This is a genomic window from Streptomyces sp. HM190 (genome assembly GCF_009857135.1).
Lineage (GTDB): Bacteria > Actinomycetota > Actinomycetes > Streptomycetales > Streptomycetaceae > Streptomyces > Streptomyces heilongjiangensis.
On the sequence record NZ_CP047318.1, the window covers coordinates 2,291,366 to 2,307,211 of the forward strand.

Consider the following 15,846-nt stretch of genomic DNA (forward strand, 5'->3'; position numbering starts at 1 on the left):
TCAACGCCCTTGGGGCTCAGTCCCCCGCCGAAGGAGCCCGCATGACCACCGCGCCCGTCGTCCACTCGCTGCGCGAACAGATCCGCGAGCACATCGTGGAGGGGATCGTGAGCGGGCGCTGGAAGCCGGGTGAGCGGATCGTGGAGCGGCGCATCGCGACGGAGCTGGAGGTCAGCCAGACGCCGGTGCGGGAGGCGCTGCGCGAGCTGGAGTCGCTGCGGCTGATCGAGTCCGCGCCGAACAAGGGCGTACGGGTGCGGAACCTCACGGCGGCGGATCTGGAGGAGAGTTACCCGGTCAGGGCGGGTCTGGAGGCGATCGCGGCGGAGCTGGCGGCCGAGCGGCTGGCGGAGGACTGCTCGGCGCTGGAGCCGCACGTCGCCGCGCTCTACGAGGCGGACCGCAACTCCGACGGCACGTCGCAGGTACGGCACACCGTCGCATTCCACCGCGAGCTGGTCCGGGCCGCCGGCAACTCCGTGCTGCTGCACACCTGGGAAGGTCTCGGCATCGAGGTCTTCACGGCCCTGTCCATCCGCTGGCTCGGCACGGTCCAGCAGTCCTACGCGGAGGAGCACGAGGAGTTGGTCGCCGCGTTCCGCCGCCGGGACCCGCGCATCGCGGACCTGGTCAAGGCCCACGTGCTGGGCTGCGCCCCGCACACCGACGACGACCCGGCGTAGCGGTCCGGGGGCGGCCGGGGGGTGTGTTTTCGGCCGCCGGCGGGTGAGGGCTTCGGGTCCGCTCTCGGCCGCGGGTGGGTGAGGGCTTCGGGTCCGCTCTCGGCCGCGGGTGGGTGAGGGCTTGTCGCGCAGTTCCCCGCGCCCCTGAAGGCCTGGGCATGCGGCCCGGCCTTCACGCGCGTGTCGCCGTCGCGATCGGATGGGCGCCGTCGGAAAGCACTTGGCGCAGCCCTGGTCGCTTTTCAGGGGCGCGGGGAACTGCTCGAACAAACTCCACCCACCCGCACCCGCCACCGCACTCCACCCCCGATCTATTGGGCGCACCCCCGCTCAAACGCCGCCCCACCTGCGAAAACCCCACCCCGCAACGGCACCCGGTGTCTCTGCCGAAGGCACCCCGTGCCGACTTTCTCGTGATCAAGAGGTTTTGCCCCGGAACCCTTTGATCGATCATCGATCAGCGGGTTACAGTCGCCGACGGGCCATGCGACGGAGTCACACATCGACACCACACCCAGGCCCCAGCCCTGTCCTGCCAAAGACCAAGGGCACCCCCGAACCCTTGCCGATGAGGGAACCCCCTTCGACCGAGGAAGGCGGCGCAATGACCGACTCCAACGCCATCCGGCCGAGCGCGCTCGACCAGCTCCCCGACCGGGATCCGGAGGAGACCGCCGAATGGCAGGCCTCGCTGGACGCCGTCACCAAGGCGGCCGGCCCGCACCGTGCCGCGTACCTGATGCGTCGCACCCTGGAGCGCGCCGAGGGCAACGGCGTCGCGCTGCCCAAGCTGCTCGAGACGGACTACGTCAACACCATCCCCACCGCCGCCGAGCCGGACGTACCCGGTGACGAGGCGATGGAGCGCCGCATCACCGCGTGGAACCGCTGGAACGCGGCCGCGATGGTGACCCGCGGCGCCAAGTACGGCGTCGGCGGCCACATCGCCACCTTCGCCTCCGCGGCCTGGCTCTACGAGACGGGCTTCAACCACTTCTTCAAGGGCAAGGAAGCCGACGGTTCCGGCGACCAGCTCTACATCCAGGGCCACGCCTCCCCCGGCATCTACGCCCGCGCCTTCCTCGACGGCCGGCTGAACGAGGCCCACCTCGACAACTTCCGCCGTGAGTCCGGCGGCAACGGCCTCCCGTCGTACCCGCACCCGCGGCGCCTGCCCTGGCTGTGGGAGTTCCCGACGGTGAGCATGGGTCTCGGCCCCCTCTCCGCCATCTACCAGGCGCGCTTCAACCGCTATCTCACCAACCGCGGCATCAAGGACGTCTCCGCCTCCCACGTCTGGGCGTTCCTCGGCGACGGCGAGATGGACGAGCCCGAGTCGACGGCGGCGCTCGCGCTCGCCTCCCGCGAGGGCCTCGACAACCTGACCTTCGTCATCAACTGCAACCTGCAGCGTCTCGACGGCCCGGTCCGCGCCAACTTCAAGATCGTGCAGGAGCTGGAGGCCCAGTTCCGCGGCGCCGGCTGGAACGTGATCAAGACCCTGTGGGGCACGGCCTGGGACGAGCTGTTCGCCCTCGACACCACCGGCGCGCTCGTCCGCCGGCTGCGCGAGGTCCCCGACGCCCAGGTCCAGACGTACCAGACCCGCGACGCCGCCTACATCCGCCAGGACTTCTTCGGCAAGGACCCGGCGCTCGTCGAGATGGCGAGGCTGCTGAGCGACGACAAGATCCTGGAGTGCTTCCACCTCTCCCGCGGTGGTCACGAGGCCCGCAAGGTGTACGCCGCGTACAAGGCGGCCGTCGAGTTCAAGGGCGCGCCGACCGTGATCCTGGCCCAGACCGTCAAGGGCCACACCCTCGGCGAGGGCTTCGCGTCGAAGAACGCCAACCACCAGATGAAGAAGCTCTCGGTGGACGAGTTCAAGACGATGCGGGACCTGCTCGACCTGCCGATCAGGGACAGCGACTTCGTCGACGGCGTCGTGCCCTACGGCCACCCGGGGGCCGACTCCGCCGAGGTCCGCTACCTCCAGGAGCGCCGCGCCGCCCTCGGCGGTCCCGCCCCGGCCCGCCGCGTCCACCCGGTGGCTCCGCTGCCCGCCCCCGCAGAGAAGGCCTTCGCCTCCTTCGACAAGGGCTCCGGCTCCCAGAAGGTGGCCACCACCATGGCCTTCGTCCGCCTGATCAAGGACCTGGTCCGCGACAAGGAGACGGGCAGGCGCTGGGTGCCGATCGTCCCCGACGAGGCGCGCACCTTCGGCATGGAGTCGCTGTTCCCGTCCCTCGGGATCTACTCCCCGAAGGGCCAGACGTACGAACCGGTCGACCGCGACCAGCTGATGTACTACAAGGAGGCCGAGAACGGCCAGATCCTCAACGAGGGGATCACCGAGGCCGGTTCGATGGCCGACTTCATCGCCGCGTCGACCGCGTACTCCACGCACGGCGAAGCGATGATCCCGTTCTACATCTTCTACTCGATGTTCGGCTGGCAGCGCACGGCCGACCAGATGTGGCAGCTCGGCGACCAGCTCGGCCGCGGCTTCCTCGTCGGCGCGACCGCCGGCCGTACGACGCTGACGGGCGAGGGCCTGCAGCACGCGGACGGCCACTCGCCGGTCATCGCGGCGACCAACCCGGCCGCCCTCACCTACGACCCGGCGTTCGCGTACGAGGTCGCGACGATCGTGAAGGACGGTCTGCGCCGGATGTACGGCGAGGCCGCGCCCGGTGAGGACCCGGACGTCTTCTACTACCTGACCGTCTACAACGAGCCGCTCCCGCAGCCCGCGAAGCCGGCCGGTCTCGGTGTCGACGAGGGCATCGTCAAGGGCCTGTACCGCTTCAACACGGCCGAGTCCGCGGGCGTGACCGTCCCGGCGAACGCCCCGCGCATCCAGCTGCTGGGTTCCGGTACGGCCATCCACTGGGCCCTCGAGGCGCAGAAACTCCTCGCCGAGGAGTGGGGTGTGGCGGCCGACGTGTGGTCCGCGACGTCCTGGAGCGAGCTGCGCCGGGACGCCCTGGAGGCCGACGCGGCGCTGCTGCGCGGCGAGGAGCGCGTCCCGTACGTCCGTCAGGCGCTGCAGGGCGCCGAGGGTCCGGTGCTGGCGGTCTCCGACTACATGCGTCAGGTTCCCGACCAGATCGCCCAGTGGGTCGAGCAGGACTACTCCTCCCTCGGCGCCGACGGCTTCGGTCTCTCCGACACCCGCGAGGCGGCCCGCCGGCACTTCGGTGTCGACGCGCAGTCCATCGTCGTGGCGGCGCTCGCGCAGCTGGCGAAGCGGGGGGAGACGAGGGCGGCGGCGGTGAAGGAGGCCCGCGAGAAGTACGGGCTGTGAGAGTGCCGGGCGCCTTCTGAACGGGGAGTGCGGGGTGCGTCGTCGGGTGCGGGTGCGTGGGGGCTGTTCGCGACCACGCACCACCCGCACCCGACGACGCACCCCCACGTCCCTCCCCCCACCGCGCCCGGCATGATGAACCCATGCGTGCTGCCCGGCTCATCAAGATGGTGCTGCTTCTCCAGTCCCGCCCCTCCATGACCGCCGCCGAGCTGGCCCGTGAGCTGGAGGTGTCCGAGCGCACGGTCACCCGGGACGCCCAGGCCCTCTCGGAGGCCGGTGTCCCCGTGTACGCGGATCGTGGGCGGGCCGGTGGCTACCGCCTGAGCGGCGGTTACCGCACCCGGCTGACCGGCCTCGCCCGCAGCGAGGCCGAGGCCCTGTTCCTCAGCGGCGTTCCGGGGGCCCTCCGTGAGATGGGTCTGGAGGACGCCGCCTCCGCCGCCCGCCTGAAGGTGTCGGCGGCCCTCCTGCCCTCCCTGCGCGACGCCTCGCGCACGGCGTCCCAGCGGTTCCACCTGGACGCGCCGAGCTGGTTCAAGGAGCCGAAGACCCCGGAGCTGCTGCCCGCCGTCGCGGACGCCGTGTGGGACGACCGGCGGATCACCGCCCGCTACCGCAGGGGCGACACCGAGGTCGAGCGGCGGCTGGAGCCGTACGGCCTCGTCCTCAAGGCCGGCGTCTGGTACCTGTGCGCCCGCGTCGCCGACCCCGGGGGCCCCGGCACCCGTTCCGCTCCGTTCCGTACGTACCGCATCGACCGGTTCAGCGCCGTCGAGACCGAGGACGCGCGCTTCACCCGCGACGAGGACTTCGACCTGCCGGCGTACTGGGACCATCAGGCGGAACGTTTCGCCCGCTCGATCCTGCATGCCGAGGTCGTCCTGCGGCTGTCACCGGAGGGCGTGCGGAGGCTGCCGCACGTCGTCGATCCCGTGTCGGCACGGGACGCCCTCGCGGCGCTGGACGACGCCCCCGACGCACGGGGCTGGACGACCGTGACGCTCCGGGTCGAGTCGGAGGACGTGGCCCACGCCCAGCTCATGGCGCTGGGTGCCGAGGTCGAGGTACTGGCGCCCGAGGGCCTGCGGAACCGCTTCGCACAGGACGCGCGACGGCTCGCCGAGCTGTACCGGGAAGCGGCGCGGGACTGAGAAGGGCCGCACGGGCCGTTCCCGGCGCGTGTCCGATCCGTGGTCCTCCACGTGCATCCGGCCCCCTGAGGCCCGATGCTGGACCCGTGATGGACGAGACGGAGTTCTGGGAGCTGGTGGACACGACCCGGGAGGACGCCGAGGGCGACCCGGAGGACCAGGCCGACCTGCTCGTGGAACGGCTCGGCCGACTGGACCCGGAGGCGGTGCTCGACTTCGCCCGCCACTTCGAGTCCCGCTACAACCGCGCCTACACCTGGGACCTGTGGGGCGCCGCCTGGGTGCTGCTCGACGGCGCCAGCGACGACGCGTTCGACTTCTTCCGGTGCTGGCTGATCGGCCAGGGCCGGGAGGTCTTCGAGGGCGCGGTGCACGACCCGGACACGCTCGCCGATCTGCTGGGCGACTTCGACGAGGAGATCGACGGGGACGGCGAGGAGCTGGGGTACGCCGCCGACGAGGCGTACGAGCAGCTCACCGGCCTCGTCGCGCCGGACCTCGGCATTCCGCCCGCGCCCGGCGAGCCGGAGGGCACCCCGGTCGACTTCGAGGACGAGTCCGCGCTCGCCGAGCGCTACCCGAAGCTCTGGGAGCGCTTCAGACCCTGACGCCCCTGCTGTGGCCGCGCGGCAGATACGCCTGGGCCGGCTCTGCGGTGTACGTCCGGGACGCGTGACGCTCCCCCTCGTCGCCGTGTGCCGGGTGTCCGGGCGCGGACGCCCCGTGCAGCGGGGCCGAGTTGGCGCGCTCCAGCGCGGAGGCCGTGACGGCGGACGGGCCGAGCACGACCACGGCGGCCGCGCAGGCCACCGTCCAAGGGCTGCGCAGGGCCGCGGACCAGGCGCGGCGCGCGGCGCGCGCCGGGCTCTTCGTACGGTTGCCGATCATGTTCCCCACCTCCGGTCGACGTGACACGACGACGGTAGGGCGGGCATCTGGGAGAAGTCTGTGAGAGCCCGGCGGGCTGTCTGTGAACCTCATGAGATCGGGACCGGCGGCCGGCCGGGGGGTCACGACCGGCCCTGGAGACGGGCCGCCAGCTCCCTGATGGCGGGCAGTCGTTCGGCGAGGGCCGCGCCCGGACAGCTGGTCATGTAGCCGTCGCTGTGGCCCGCGAGGGTGGGCAGCAGGACGGTGGTCCCGGCGGCGTAGCGGCTGCGGCTGTTGCTTGAGGTCAGGCGCACGCTGCCGCGGGGGTCGCTGCCGGAGAGGCCGAGCTTCCAGGCGACGAGGGCGGCGATCGCGTCGGTCATGGCCCGGGGCACGGGGACACCGGCGGTGAAGGTGCCCAGGGCGGCGATACCGGCGGTGCGGTGGTTGAAGCCCTGGGTGTGGGCGCCGGTGACGGGGCGGTCGACGCCGCCCGCTCGGCCCTCGTAGATGGTGCCGCAGCGGTCGACGACGAAGTTGTAGCCGATGTCGTCCCACTCCCGGGTGCCTGTCTGGCCGGCGTACAGGTAACGGATGATGCGGGGCGCGTCGGCGCAGTCGTAGCCGTTCGGTGAGTCCGTGTGGTGGATGAAGACGGCGGCGACCCGGTCGTCGTAGCGTGCGGGCGGCTGGCTGCGGCCGTCCCCGGCGAGCCAGCGGCTCCTCGGGACGATGGGCGGCCGGGGCGCGTGATGCGCCTGGTGCGACTGGGAGGGCCGGGCCGCCACGGGGCTCGGGGCCCGGCCGCCCGTGCCGTCGATGCCGATCGCGCACAGCACCAGCGCGAGGACGGCGGCGACGCCGGGCAGGCAGGCCAGCGCGAGGAGGACGGGGCGCGGCAGGCGTCGGTGCCCGTGCCGGGCGCCCCGGTGACGGGCGGGCCGGGGATCGGACGGGGTCCGCACGGCGGTGGCACCGTGCGGACCCCGTATTCGCACGGCCGCGAGGCCGCGCGGAGTCCGTGTTCGGCGCCGCCCCGCACGGAGCGGCCGACGTCGTGGCGATCCCCGCGACTTCCGGAACACACGCATGCACCGAGCCTCACCCCGGTGCGCCCCCGCCGCCCTGTGGAGTGCGCCACCCGGGTGAACGGATCGGAACCATCGTCCCGGTCCGGGACGTTTTCACGATTCAGGCGGACGGGCGTACCGGTGGCCGATTCCCGCACGCCAGCGGCGTGCCGTGCGGGGGTGACTGATCACTGCGCCCACCCCACGCGTACTACTGGGTCCCGAAAGAGAGAGGCGCTGGAGTGGACGTGCTCGACATCCTGCTGATGCTGGTGATCCTGGCCTACGCGGCGTCCGGTTACCGTCGCGGCCTGGTCGCGGGATGTGTGTCCCTCGCCGGTTTCGTGGGCGGCGCGGTGGTGGGTGTCTGGATGCTGCCGTGGATGATGGAGCTGGTGGAACCGGGCACCCCGGCGGCGACGGTCACGGCGGTGCTGACCGTGCTGGTGCCGGGGGTGATCGGGCACGAGCTGGCCGGCCGGCTGGCGCTGCGGCTGCGCCGCGAGATAGACCGCAGCCCGCTGCGCGTGGCCGACGGCATAGGAGGGGCGGCGGCCAACTCGATCGCCGTGCTCATCGTGGCGTGGGTGGCCGCGAGCGTCCTCGGGGCCTCGTCGTCTGCGCTGGTGACCAACTCGATCCGTAACTCCGCGCTGCTGGGCGCCGTGCAGAACACCATGCCGGAGACCACTCCGGCCTGGTTCTCCAACGCCACGTCCGCGCTGACCGAGGCCGGTTTCCCGCAGGTCTTCAACCCCTTCGAGAACGAGGCGACGGCCGAGGTCGCCAAGCCCTCCGGGGACAGTGTGACGGCCGCGGCGACGAACGCCGCCAAGCGCAGCACGGTCAAGATCGAGGGCGTCGCGGGGACACAGGGCCGCGAGGGCAGCGGCTTCGTGTACGCGCGCGAGCACGTGATGACCAACGCGCACGTGGTGGCGGGCATCGACGACCCGAGCGTGCGGGTGGGCGGCGTGGGCCGGGCGTTCGAGGGGCGGGTCGTGCTGTTCGATCCGGAGAAGGACGTCGCCGTGCTCTACGTACCGGGCCTGGAGGCGCCGGTCCTTCGCTTCGACGACACGGCCTCGCGGGGTGACGCGGCGGTCGTCGCCGGTTACCCGGAGGACGGCGGACTCGACCTCCAGGCGGCCACGGTCGCCAGCCGCATCGACGCCACCGGCCGCAACATCTACAACACGGAGGCGGTCACCCGCGAGATCTACTCGATCCGCTCGACCGTCCGCCCCGGCAACTCCGGGGGCCCCCTCCTCACCCCCGAGGGCCAGGTCTACGGCGTGGTCTTCGCGCGCTCCACGTCCGACGCGGAGACGGGGTACGTCCTGACGGTCGACGAGGTGGCCCCCGAGGCGAACAGCGCGGCGAACGCGACGAAGGCGGTGGACACCGGGGATCTCGTGACGTCGTGAGGCACGGCGTCACGGGACGGTGTCGCGAGCACGGCGTCACGGCATACCCGGAGAGGGTGCCGAGGAGAGCGTGGGGCCGTGCGGGAGGGTGGCGGTTTCCCGCCGTCATGCGCGGCGCACGGTGGCACGCCGCCGTGACGCCGGATCAGGGCGGTGGCACGCCGTCGGCCCGGTGCGTCGCGGTACCGTCGCGTCAGAGGCGAACGCCCATCAGCACGTCGTCCACGTAGGCCCCGTCGAGCAGGAACTCCTCGGGCAGGACGCCCTCCACCACGAACCCCTCGGACTCGTACAGCTTCCGGGCCGGGGTGTTGTGCCCGAGGACCCGCAGGGTGAGCCGACGTGCGCCCCGGCTGCGTGCCTCCTCCTTCGCGGCCCGCACCAGCGCCCGCGCCACCCCGGCCCCGCGCGCCTCGTCCGCGACGGCGAGCCCCTGGATCTGGCGGACGTGCGCGTTGCAGTCCAGCGAGGTGGGCCGGCCCAGCCGGAGAAAGCCGACGACGGTGCCGCCGAGTTCCGCGACGAGGTGGTCCCGGGGACCGAACCGGTCGTCGAAGAACGGCTTGTACGGCCGGCGGGGGCGTTCCTGCACCGAGTGCAGCGTCGACCAGGTGACCCGGTCGAGCCGGGCGAGCGGGTCCTCGTCGTCGGAGGTCGCGACCCTTATGTGCGGAAGCGGCATACGGACAACTGTACGGGGGCACCACGGCGACCCGAATGCCACGACCCGGAGGCGGCACGCCCGCGGCGGTACGACGGGCCGACGGCGGGCCCGGTCCGTTGATTCGCCGCGCGAAGGGGCAGGATGGGGGCATGGACACAGATACGCCCGTGACACCCGGTTCCCGTGTGGTGATCGCCGGGGCGTCCGGCCTGATCGGTACGGCGTTGGCCCGGTCCCTCACCGCCGACGGGTACGAGGTGCGCCGGCTCGTGCGGCGCGCGCCGCGCTCGGCGGACGAGGTCCGCTGGGACCCGGAGACCCGGCAGGTCGACGCGGCCGGACTGGAGGGGTGCGCGGCCCTCGTGAACCTCGCGGGCGCGGGAGTCGCCGCGCGCCGCTGGACCGACGCGTACAAGGAGACGATCCGGCGCAGCCGGGTGCTCGGCACGACGGTGCTCGCCGAGGCCGTCGCCTCCCTGGACGCGCCGCCGAGCGTCTTCGTCGGCGGCAGCGCGATCGGGTTCTACGGCGACACGGGCGACCGGGTGGTGGACGAGTCGGCGCCGGCCGGGACGGGGTTCCTGCCGTCGGTGTGCGTGGAGTGGGAGGGGGCGGCGAAGCCCGCGCAGGACGCCGGGGTGCGGACGGTGTTCGCGCGGACCGGGCTGGTCGTGGCACACGGCGGGGGCGCCTGGGGACGGCTGTTCCCGCTGTTCAAGGCCGGGGCGGGCGGACGGATGGGCGACGGGCGGCAGTACTGGAGCTTCATCTCCCTCCATGACGAGGTCGCCGCGCTGCGCCACCTGATGCAGACGCCGTCGCTGTCCGGGCCGTTCAATCTGACGGCGCCGACCCCGCGGACCAACGCGGAGATCACGGAGGCGATGGGCAAGGTGCTGCACCGGCCCACGCTCCTCCCCGTGCCCGCCGCCGCCCTCCGGCTCGCCCTCGGCGAGATGTCGTCCGACGTCCTCGGCAGCACGCGCGCCGTGCCGACCCGGCTGCTGGAGTCGGGGTTCGTGTTCACGCACCCCGACATCGAGGCGGCGATCCGCGCGGCCCTGACGGACTGACGCACCGCCGGCCGGCCGCGACGCCCGTCGGCCCCGCGCGCCATCCGGCGCCCTCGGACGGTCCGCACACGCCCCCGCCCTCCCGCGGGGGCGCCGTGGGGACGCCGGGCGCACGCACCCGCCCGGCATGCCCCCGTGCGAGGGTCGCGCGCGACTTCCCCGGTCAGCCCCGAGAGCCGCACCCTCGTCCCGAACTCAGGTATTCCAGAAGGCTGTTGAGGGCATGACGTCCCCAGCAGCCGCGCGACCTCGGGAGGGGCACGTGCTTGAGTCGGTGTACCAATCGACGTACTCAGCGGACACGCAGACCGTGGACGTCATCGTCGTCGGAGCCGGCGTGGCCGGCCTCGCCGCGGCCGGACATCTGACCAGGGCGGGTCTGACGACCACCGTCCTGGAGGCCGCGCCCGCCATCGGCGGCCGGATGTCGACCGAGAAGATCGACGGCTTCCGCCTCGACCGCACCGCCCAGTTGCTCTCCACGTCCTACCCCGAACTGCGCCGCACGCCGGGCCTGGACACCCTGCCCCTGCGCCCGTTCGCCCCGGGTGTCCTGCTGTACACCGACGGACACCACCACCGGGCCGGCGCCACCCCGCCCCTGCGGAGCGCAAGGGGCGCACTCACAGCCGCGCGCGCCCTCGCAAGCGCCCCCAGGCTGCCCCGGAACGCGGGCCGCGCGCAGGGCCGTCTCCCGGGCCGGCCGGCGGGGACCCGGACGGGCCGGCTGGGCGCCCCCGCCGACCAGTCCCGGCTGGCCATGGCGCTGGCCCGGCTCGCCGCGACCGCGCCGGAACGGCTCGCCACCCGCGCGGAGGTGCCGGTCTCCGAGGCCCTCGCGACCCGCGGCTTCCCGCCGCGGACGATCGACGGTTTCGTCCGGCCCCTGCTGGCCGCCCTGCTCGCCGACCCGGACCTGCGGACCTCCAGCCGCTGTGCAGATCTGGCCCTGCACGCCTTCGCGACGGGCCGGTTGTGCCTGCCGGAGGGCGGCGCGGACACCGTCCCGGAACTGCTCGCCGCGGCCCTGCCGCCGGGTACCGTCCGTACCGGGGTCAGGGCCACCGCGATCAGCACGACCTCGGTGACGACGGCCGACCACGGCCAACTGCCCTGCCGTGCCGTGGTCCTGGCCACGGACGCCCGGTCCGCAGCCGAACTGCTGCCGGGGCTGCGCGTTCCGGACTTCCACCCGGTGACCGTTCTGCACCACGCCACCGACGAACTCCCGCCGGGCGAGGGGGCGTTGCTCCTCGACGCGGACCGCGGCGGGCCCGTCTCGCACACGGCGGTCGTCAGCCGGGTCGACCCGACCCGGGCACCGGCGGGCCGCGCCCTCATCAGCTCCACGGTGCTCGGCACACCGCCGGACGCGGCCCACCTGGACGCCACCGTCCGCGCCCAGCTGGCCCGCCTGTACCGGACGTCCACGGCCCGGTGGGAGCTGCTGGCGGTGCGTCACGAGCCCGAGGCCGTGCCCGCGATGCCGGCGCCGTACGACCTGCGGCGCCCGGTGCGGCTGCTGGCCGGCCTGTACGTGTGCGGCGACCACCGCGACACCAGCACCGTCCAGGGCGCCCTCCACTCGGCCCGCCGGGCCGCCCACGCCGTCCTCACAGATCTGGACGCCCACCCGACCCCCGTGGAGGAGGCGCTCAGGACGGCCGCCTGAGCGACGCACGACGACGCAGGACGAGGGGCGCCCGGCTCGTCTCCGGGCGCCCCTGAACGTGCGGCTGGAACCTCCGCGCGCTTCTCTAGTGCAGGGCGGCCACCTTGTCCCGGTAGCCCCTCACCGGGGCGGCGTCCCGGTACGGCTCCAGGCGGCGCTCGAAGTCCCGGACGTACTCCACGGCGCGCACCGACCGCATCTCCGCGGCCTGCCCGGCGGCCTCCGCCCCCAACTGGCAGGCCTGGTCCAGCTCGCCGAGTCCGAGGCGGGCGGAAGCGAGCACCACCCGGCAGAAGAGGCGGCTGCGGGCGAAGGCGGGCGCCCTCAGCTGCAGCGACCGCTCGGCGTGCTGGGCGGCGGCGCGGTACTGCTGGAGGTCGCGGTGGCTGTGCCCGAACTCGTCGGCGAGCTGGGCCTCGTCGAAGAACCGCGCCCAGTAGGGGACCTCGTCGCCGGGACGGGCGGCCTCCAGGGCCCGCTCGGCGCGGACCAGCGCGGCGGTGGAGGCCCGTACCTCGCCGAGGACCGCGTGCCCGCGCGCCTCGACGGCGTGCAGCAGCGACTGCACGACCGGCGGCACGGCGGACCCGACGCCCTGCTGGGCGACGCGCGCGAGCTGCACGGCCTCCCGTCCGTGCCCCAGGTAGACCGCCTGACGGCTCATCGTGATGAGGACGTACGCCCCGTACGCCCGGTCGCCCGCCGCCTGCGCCAGGCGCAGCGCCTGCACGAAGTACCGCTGGGCGAGGCCGTGGGCTCCGATGTCGTACGAGGTCCAGCCGGCGAGGCGGGTGAGGTCGGCGGCGGCCGCGAAGAGCCGCCGGCCGACCTGTTCGCCGTAGGCGCCGCGCAGCATCGGCTCGGCCTCGTGCTCCAGGTAGCGCACGAGAGCCTGGCGGGCGTGGCCGCCGCCATAGGCGTTGTCGAGGGCGCGGAAGAGTTCGCCGACCGAGCGGAGGGCGGCGATGTCCCCGGGGGTGACCTTCTGGCCGGGGCCGCGCTCGGTCTGGGTGCGCTGCCGGGGGACGGCGGGGCGGCCCTGCGGGGGGACGCGGGTGGCGGCCGGGTCGCCCCGGCCCACCCGGTCGTCGGCGCGGCCGATCAGCCAGTCCCGGCTGGGGACGACGAGTCCGGCCGGGGTGAACGCGATCTTGCGCAGTTCGGCGTGGCTGCCGGAGTCCTTGCGCCACAGACCGCTGACGATGTCGATGGCCTCCTCGGGGGTCGCGGCGAACTCCAGCCCCGCGTACACGGGGGCGCAGGCGTCGAGACCGAGGTCCTGTGCGGTGAGCCTGCGGCCCAGGCGGCGGGTGAACACCTCGGCGATGAGCGCGGGCGTGGTGCCCCTCGGCTGCTGGCCTCGCAGCCAGCGGGTGACCGACGTCTTGTCGTATCTGAGATCGAGGCCGTGTTCGAGACCGAGCTGGTCCACACGACGCGCTAGTCCCGCGTTGGAGAACCCCGCTTCTGCGATGAGGGCGGCGAGCTGGCGGTTGGGGGTGCGCTGCGCGGGTCGTTCCGTCATCTGCGGTGCGGTCTCCTGCCTTCCGGGTGTCGGCGCGGTGCCCGGATTGCCTGGTGAGAAGCCTTTGCGGCCTTGTGAACGGCGTGAATGTAGCGGAGAGTAAGCACTCGATCGCACACTTCCGCGTCGGTTCATCCGATCGTGTGAGGATTGGCCGCATGGGCTGACGGTCCGGGTTCGCGGTGTACGCCGGCGGTCCGTCCCGTACGCCGGTGGAACGGCCGTCGAACATCACGCGGTCCTACGGTCGTACAGTGGCGTGGGCGCGTCACGCGCCTGACAGAGCTATCGCGGTACCGCCGCACGGCCGTACCGCCGAGGGAGGCGCTTGCCGTGAGTGGGTTGCGGTTCGTCCGCATGGGGTTCGGCACGGAGGCAGTCGAGTACCAGGAGGCATGGGACGAGCAGCGCCGGGTGCACGCGGCGCGCTTCGTCGACGAGGTCCCCGACACCGTGCTGCTCCTGGAGCACCCGCCCGTCTACACGGCCGGCCGGCGCACGGCCGACAACGAACGCCCCCTGGACGGCACACCCGTCATCGACGTGGACCGCGGCGGCAAGATCACCTGGCACGGACCGGGCCAGCTGGTCGGGTACCCGATCCAGAAGCTGCCGCGCCCGGTGGACGTCGTCGCCCATGTGCGCCGCCTGGAGGAGGCCCTGATCCGCACGTGCGCCGAGTTCGGCGTGGAGACGACGCGGGTGGAGGGCCGCAGCGGGGTGTGGGTGCTGGGCGACCCGGTCGAGCAGCGGCTCGGCGGCCTCTCCCTGGACCTCGACCCCCGGATGCACGACGACGAGTTCGACCCCCGGCTGAACGGTCCCGAGTACGCGCCCTCCAACGCGGGGCAGCGGCGCGAGGACCGCAAGATCGCGGCGATCGGGATCCGGGTGGCGAAGGGCGTGACGATGCACGGCTTCGCACTCAACGTGAACCCCGACAACCGCTGGTTCGACCGGATCATCCCCTGCGGGATCCGGGACGCGGGCGTCGCGTCCCTCGCGACGGAGCTGGGCCGGGACATCACCATCGCCGAGGTCCTCCCCGTCGTCGAGAGGCACCTGCGCGACGTCCTGGAGAACGCGGACCTCAGACCGAGGGCCGTGGAACGCGCGTCGGCGTGAGGTCCGGGCGGGCCGCGGGCCCGCCGCCGGCGGGACGCCCGGGGAATGCGACCCGAGAGCCGAAGGTTGCCCACCTCGGGAAGCGACAACCGCACGGGCGTACCCTGGGGTGCGCCGAAGAATCGAAGCTACAGGGAGCCGATGTGTCCGCAGTCTCACCCGACGGACGCAAGATGCTGCGCCTGGAGGTCCGCAACAGCCAGACCCCCATCGAGCGCAAGCCCGAGTGGATCAAGACCCGGGCGAAAATGGGTCCCGAGTACACCGCGATGCAGAAGCTCGTGAAGAGCGAGGGCCTGCACACGGTCTGCCAGGAAGCCGGCTGTCCCAACATCTACGAGTGCTGGGAGGACCGCGAGGCGACCTTCCTCATCGGCGGCGACCAGTGCACCCGGCGCTGCGACTTCTGCCAGATCGACACCGGCAAGCCCGAGGCTCTCGACCGTGACGAGCCCCGCCGCGTCGGCGAGTCCGTGGTCACCATGGACCTGAACTACGCCACCATCACCGGCGTCGCCCGCGACGACCTCCCCGACGGCGGCGCCTGGCTGTACGCCGAGACGGTCCGCCAGATCCACCAGCAGACCGCCGGCCGCGAGGGCGGTCACACCAAGGTCGAGCTGCTCGCCCCGGACTTCAACGCCGTACCGGAGCTCCTGGAGGAGGTCTTCGCCTCCCGCCCCGAGGTCTTCGCGCACAACGTCGAGACCGTCCCCCGCATCTTCAAGCGCATCCGCCCGGGCTTCCGCTACGAGCGCTCCCTGAAGGTCATCACCGAGGCCCGCGACTACGGCCTGGTCACCAAGTCCAACCTGATCCTCGGCATGGGCGAGACCCGCGAGGAGGTCAGCGAGGCGCTCAAGCAGCTGCACGACGCGGGCTGCGAGCTGGTGACCATCACCCAGTACCTGCGGCCGAGTGTCCGGCACCACCCCGTGGAGCGCTGGGTGAAGCCGCACGAGTTCGTGGAGCTGAAGGAGGAGGCCGAGGAGATCGGCTTCTCCGGCGTGATGTCCGGCCCGCTGGTGCGCTCCTCGTACCGCGCCGGCCGGCTGTACCGGATGGCGGTCGAGAAGCGCGGCACCTACGTCGCCTCGCAGGCCGTCTGACCGCCCCCTCCCCCGGCTCCGGGGCCCGGCTCCGGGCCCCCCGAGGCGTTTCCCGGCGGCCGGGCGGCGGGACGTGTGCGGCCAGTCGAGTGGCACGCAGTGCCAGGCAAACGTGTGAACCTGAGCACAAGAACCTACTGGCTGGTAATGGCCAGTTGCCCGCGGTC

13 protein-coding genes are annotated in these 15,846 nt (G+C 73.0%); 9 read left to right on the plus strand and 4 right to left on the minus strand.

The annotated features are described in order from the left end of the window. Positions 1-41 precede the first annotated feature (41 nt). The 4 genes from GSY65_RS09595 to GSY65_RS09610 all read left to right on the plus strand — a co-directional run bounded on the left by GSY65_RS09595 (position 42) and on the right by GSY65_RS09610 (position 5,752). Positions 42-683, plus strand: a complete 642-nt coding sequence (locus GSY65_RS09595; RefSeq protein WP_159766923.1) for a GntR family transcriptional regulator — start codon at positions 42-44, stop codon at positions 681-683. Between the two features lie 604 nt (positions 684-1,287). Beyond that, positions 1,288-3,990 (plus strand): pyruvate dehydrogenase (acetyl-transferring), homodimeric type, encoded by a 2,703-nt coding sequence (gene aceE / locus GSY65_RS09600; protein ID WP_159766924.1) that lies wholly within the window; start codon positions 1,288-1,290, stop codon positions 3,988-3,990. 143 nt (positions 3,991-4,133) lie between these two features. Next, positions 4,134-5,144, plus strand: coding sequence for a helix-turn-helix transcriptional regulator (locus GSY65_RS09605; RefSeq protein ID WP_159766925.1), 1,011 nt, complete (start codon positions 4,134-4,136; stop codon positions 5,142-5,144). Positions 5,145-5,233: 89 nt separating this feature from the next. Then, positions 5,234-5,752: a DUF4240 domain-containing protein gene (locus GSY65_RS09610; RefSeq protein WP_159775752.1), complete on the plus strand. Its 519-nt coding sequence runs from the start codon at positions 5,234-5,236 to the stop codon at positions 5,750-5,752. Here the strand turns inward: GSY65_RS09610 and GSY65_RS09615 are convergent. Then, positions 5,742-6,032, minus strand: coding sequence for a hypothetical protein (locus GSY65_RS09615; protein ID WP_159766926.1), 291 nt, complete (start codon positions 6,030-6,032; stop codon positions 5,742-5,744). The genes GSY65_RS09610 and GSY65_RS09615 overlap by 11 nt on opposite strands. Before the next feature lie 122 nt (positions 6,033-6,154). Then, complete coding sequence (locus GSY65_RS09620; RefSeq protein ID WP_159775754.1) at positions 6,155-6,916, minus strand: peptidoglycan recognition protein family protein; 762 nt, start codon at positions 6,914-6,916, stop codon at positions 6,155-6,157. Positions 6,917-7,326: 410 nt separating this feature from the next. Between GSY65_RS09620 and GSY65_RS09625 the strand changes: the two genes are divergently transcribed. Beyond that, positions 7,327-8,511 (plus strand): MarP family serine protease, encoded by a 1,185-nt coding sequence (locus GSY65_RS09625; protein WP_159766927.1) that lies wholly within the window; start codon positions 7,327-7,329, stop codon positions 8,509-8,511. 193 nt (positions 8,512-8,704) lie between these two features. Here GSY65_RS09625 and GSY65_RS09630 read toward each other — a convergent pair whose 3' ends face one another. Continuing rightward, positions 8,705-9,193 carry a GNAT family N-acetyltransferase gene (locus tag GSY65_RS09630; RefSeq protein WP_159766928.1) on the minus strand — a complete coding sequence of 163 codons (489 nt, stop codon included), beginning with the start codon at positions 9,191-9,193 and terminating at the stop codon, positions 8,705-8,707. Between the two features lie 131 nt (positions 9,194-9,324). On the opposite strand from GSY65_RS09630, the gene GSY65_RS09635 reads away from it, so the two are divergent. Together GSY65_RS09635 and GSY65_RS09640 are read left to right on the plus strand one after the other, a co-directional pair. After that, positions 9,325-10,248 carry a TIGR01777 family oxidoreductase gene (locus GSY65_RS09635; protein WP_159766929.1) on the plus strand — a complete coding sequence of 308 codons (924 nt, stop codon included), beginning with the start codon at positions 9,325-9,327 and terminating at the stop codon, positions 10,246-10,248. Between the two features lie 262 nt (positions 10,249-10,510). After that, on the plus strand, positions 10,511-11,920 hold the full coding sequence (locus GSY65_RS09640; protein ID WP_159766930.1) for an NAD(P)/FAD-dependent oxidoreductase: 1,410 nt from the start codon (positions 10,511-10,513) through the stop codon (positions 11,918-11,920). Between the two features lie 85 nt (positions 11,921-12,005). Here GSY65_RS09640 and GSY65_RS09645 read toward each other — a convergent pair whose 3' ends face one another. After that, on the minus strand, positions 12,006-13,445 hold the full coding sequence (locus tag GSY65_RS09645) for a regulator (RefSeq protein ID WP_159766931.1): 1,440 nt from the start codon (positions 13,443-13,445) through the stop codon (positions 12,006-12,008). A 333-nt stretch (positions 13,446-13,778) separates the two neighbouring features. Between GSY65_RS09645 and lipB the strand changes: the two genes are divergently transcribed. Beyond that, positions 13,779-14,570, plus strand: coding sequence for a lipoyl(octanoyl) transferase LipB (lipB, locus tag GSY65_RS09650; RefSeq protein ID WP_159766932.1), 792 nt, complete (start codon positions 13,779-13,781; stop codon positions 14,568-14,570). 143 nt (positions 14,571-14,713) lie between these two features. Then, positions 14,714-15,679, plus strand: a complete 966-nt coding sequence (gene lipA / locus GSY65_RS09655; RefSeq protein WP_159766933.1) for a lipoyl synthase — start codon at positions 14,714-14,716, stop codon at positions 15,677-15,679. Positions 15,680-15,846 lie beyond the last annotated feature (167 nt).

Bases quoted from the DNA above. Each gene is read 5' to 3' on its own strand.
- GSY65_RS09595 (WP_159766923.1), top strand. From the start codon at position 42: ATGACCACCGCGCCCGTCGTCCACTCGCTGCGCGAACAGATCCGCGAG.
- aceE (WP_159766924.1), top strand. From the start codon at position 1,288: ATGACCGACTCCAACGCCATCCGGCCGAGCGCGCTCGACCAGCTCCCC.
- GSY65_RS09605 (WP_159766925.1), top strand. From the start codon at position 4,134: ATGCGTGCTGCCCGGCTCATCAAGATGGTGCTGCTTCTCCAGTCCCGC.
- GSY65_RS09610 (WP_159775752.1), top strand. From the start codon at position 5,234: ATGGACGAGACGGAGTTCTGGGAGCTGGTGGACACGACCCGGGAGGAC.
- GSY65_RS09615 (WP_159766926.1), bottom strand. From the start codon at position 6,032: ATGATCGGCAACCGTACGAAGAGCCCGGCGCGCGCCGCGCGCCGCGCC.
- GSY65_RS09630 (WP_159766928.1), bottom strand. From the start codon at position 9,193: ATGCCGCTTCCGCACATAAGGGTCGCGACCTCCGACGACGAGGACCCG.
- GSY65_RS09635 (WP_159766929.1), top strand. From the start codon at position 9,325: ATGGACACAGATACGCCCGTGACACCCGGTTCCCGTGTGGTGATCGCC.
- GSY65_RS09645 (WP_159766931.1), bottom strand. From the start codon at position 13,445: ATGACGGAACGACCCGCGCAGCGCACCCCCAACCGCCAGCTCGCCGCC.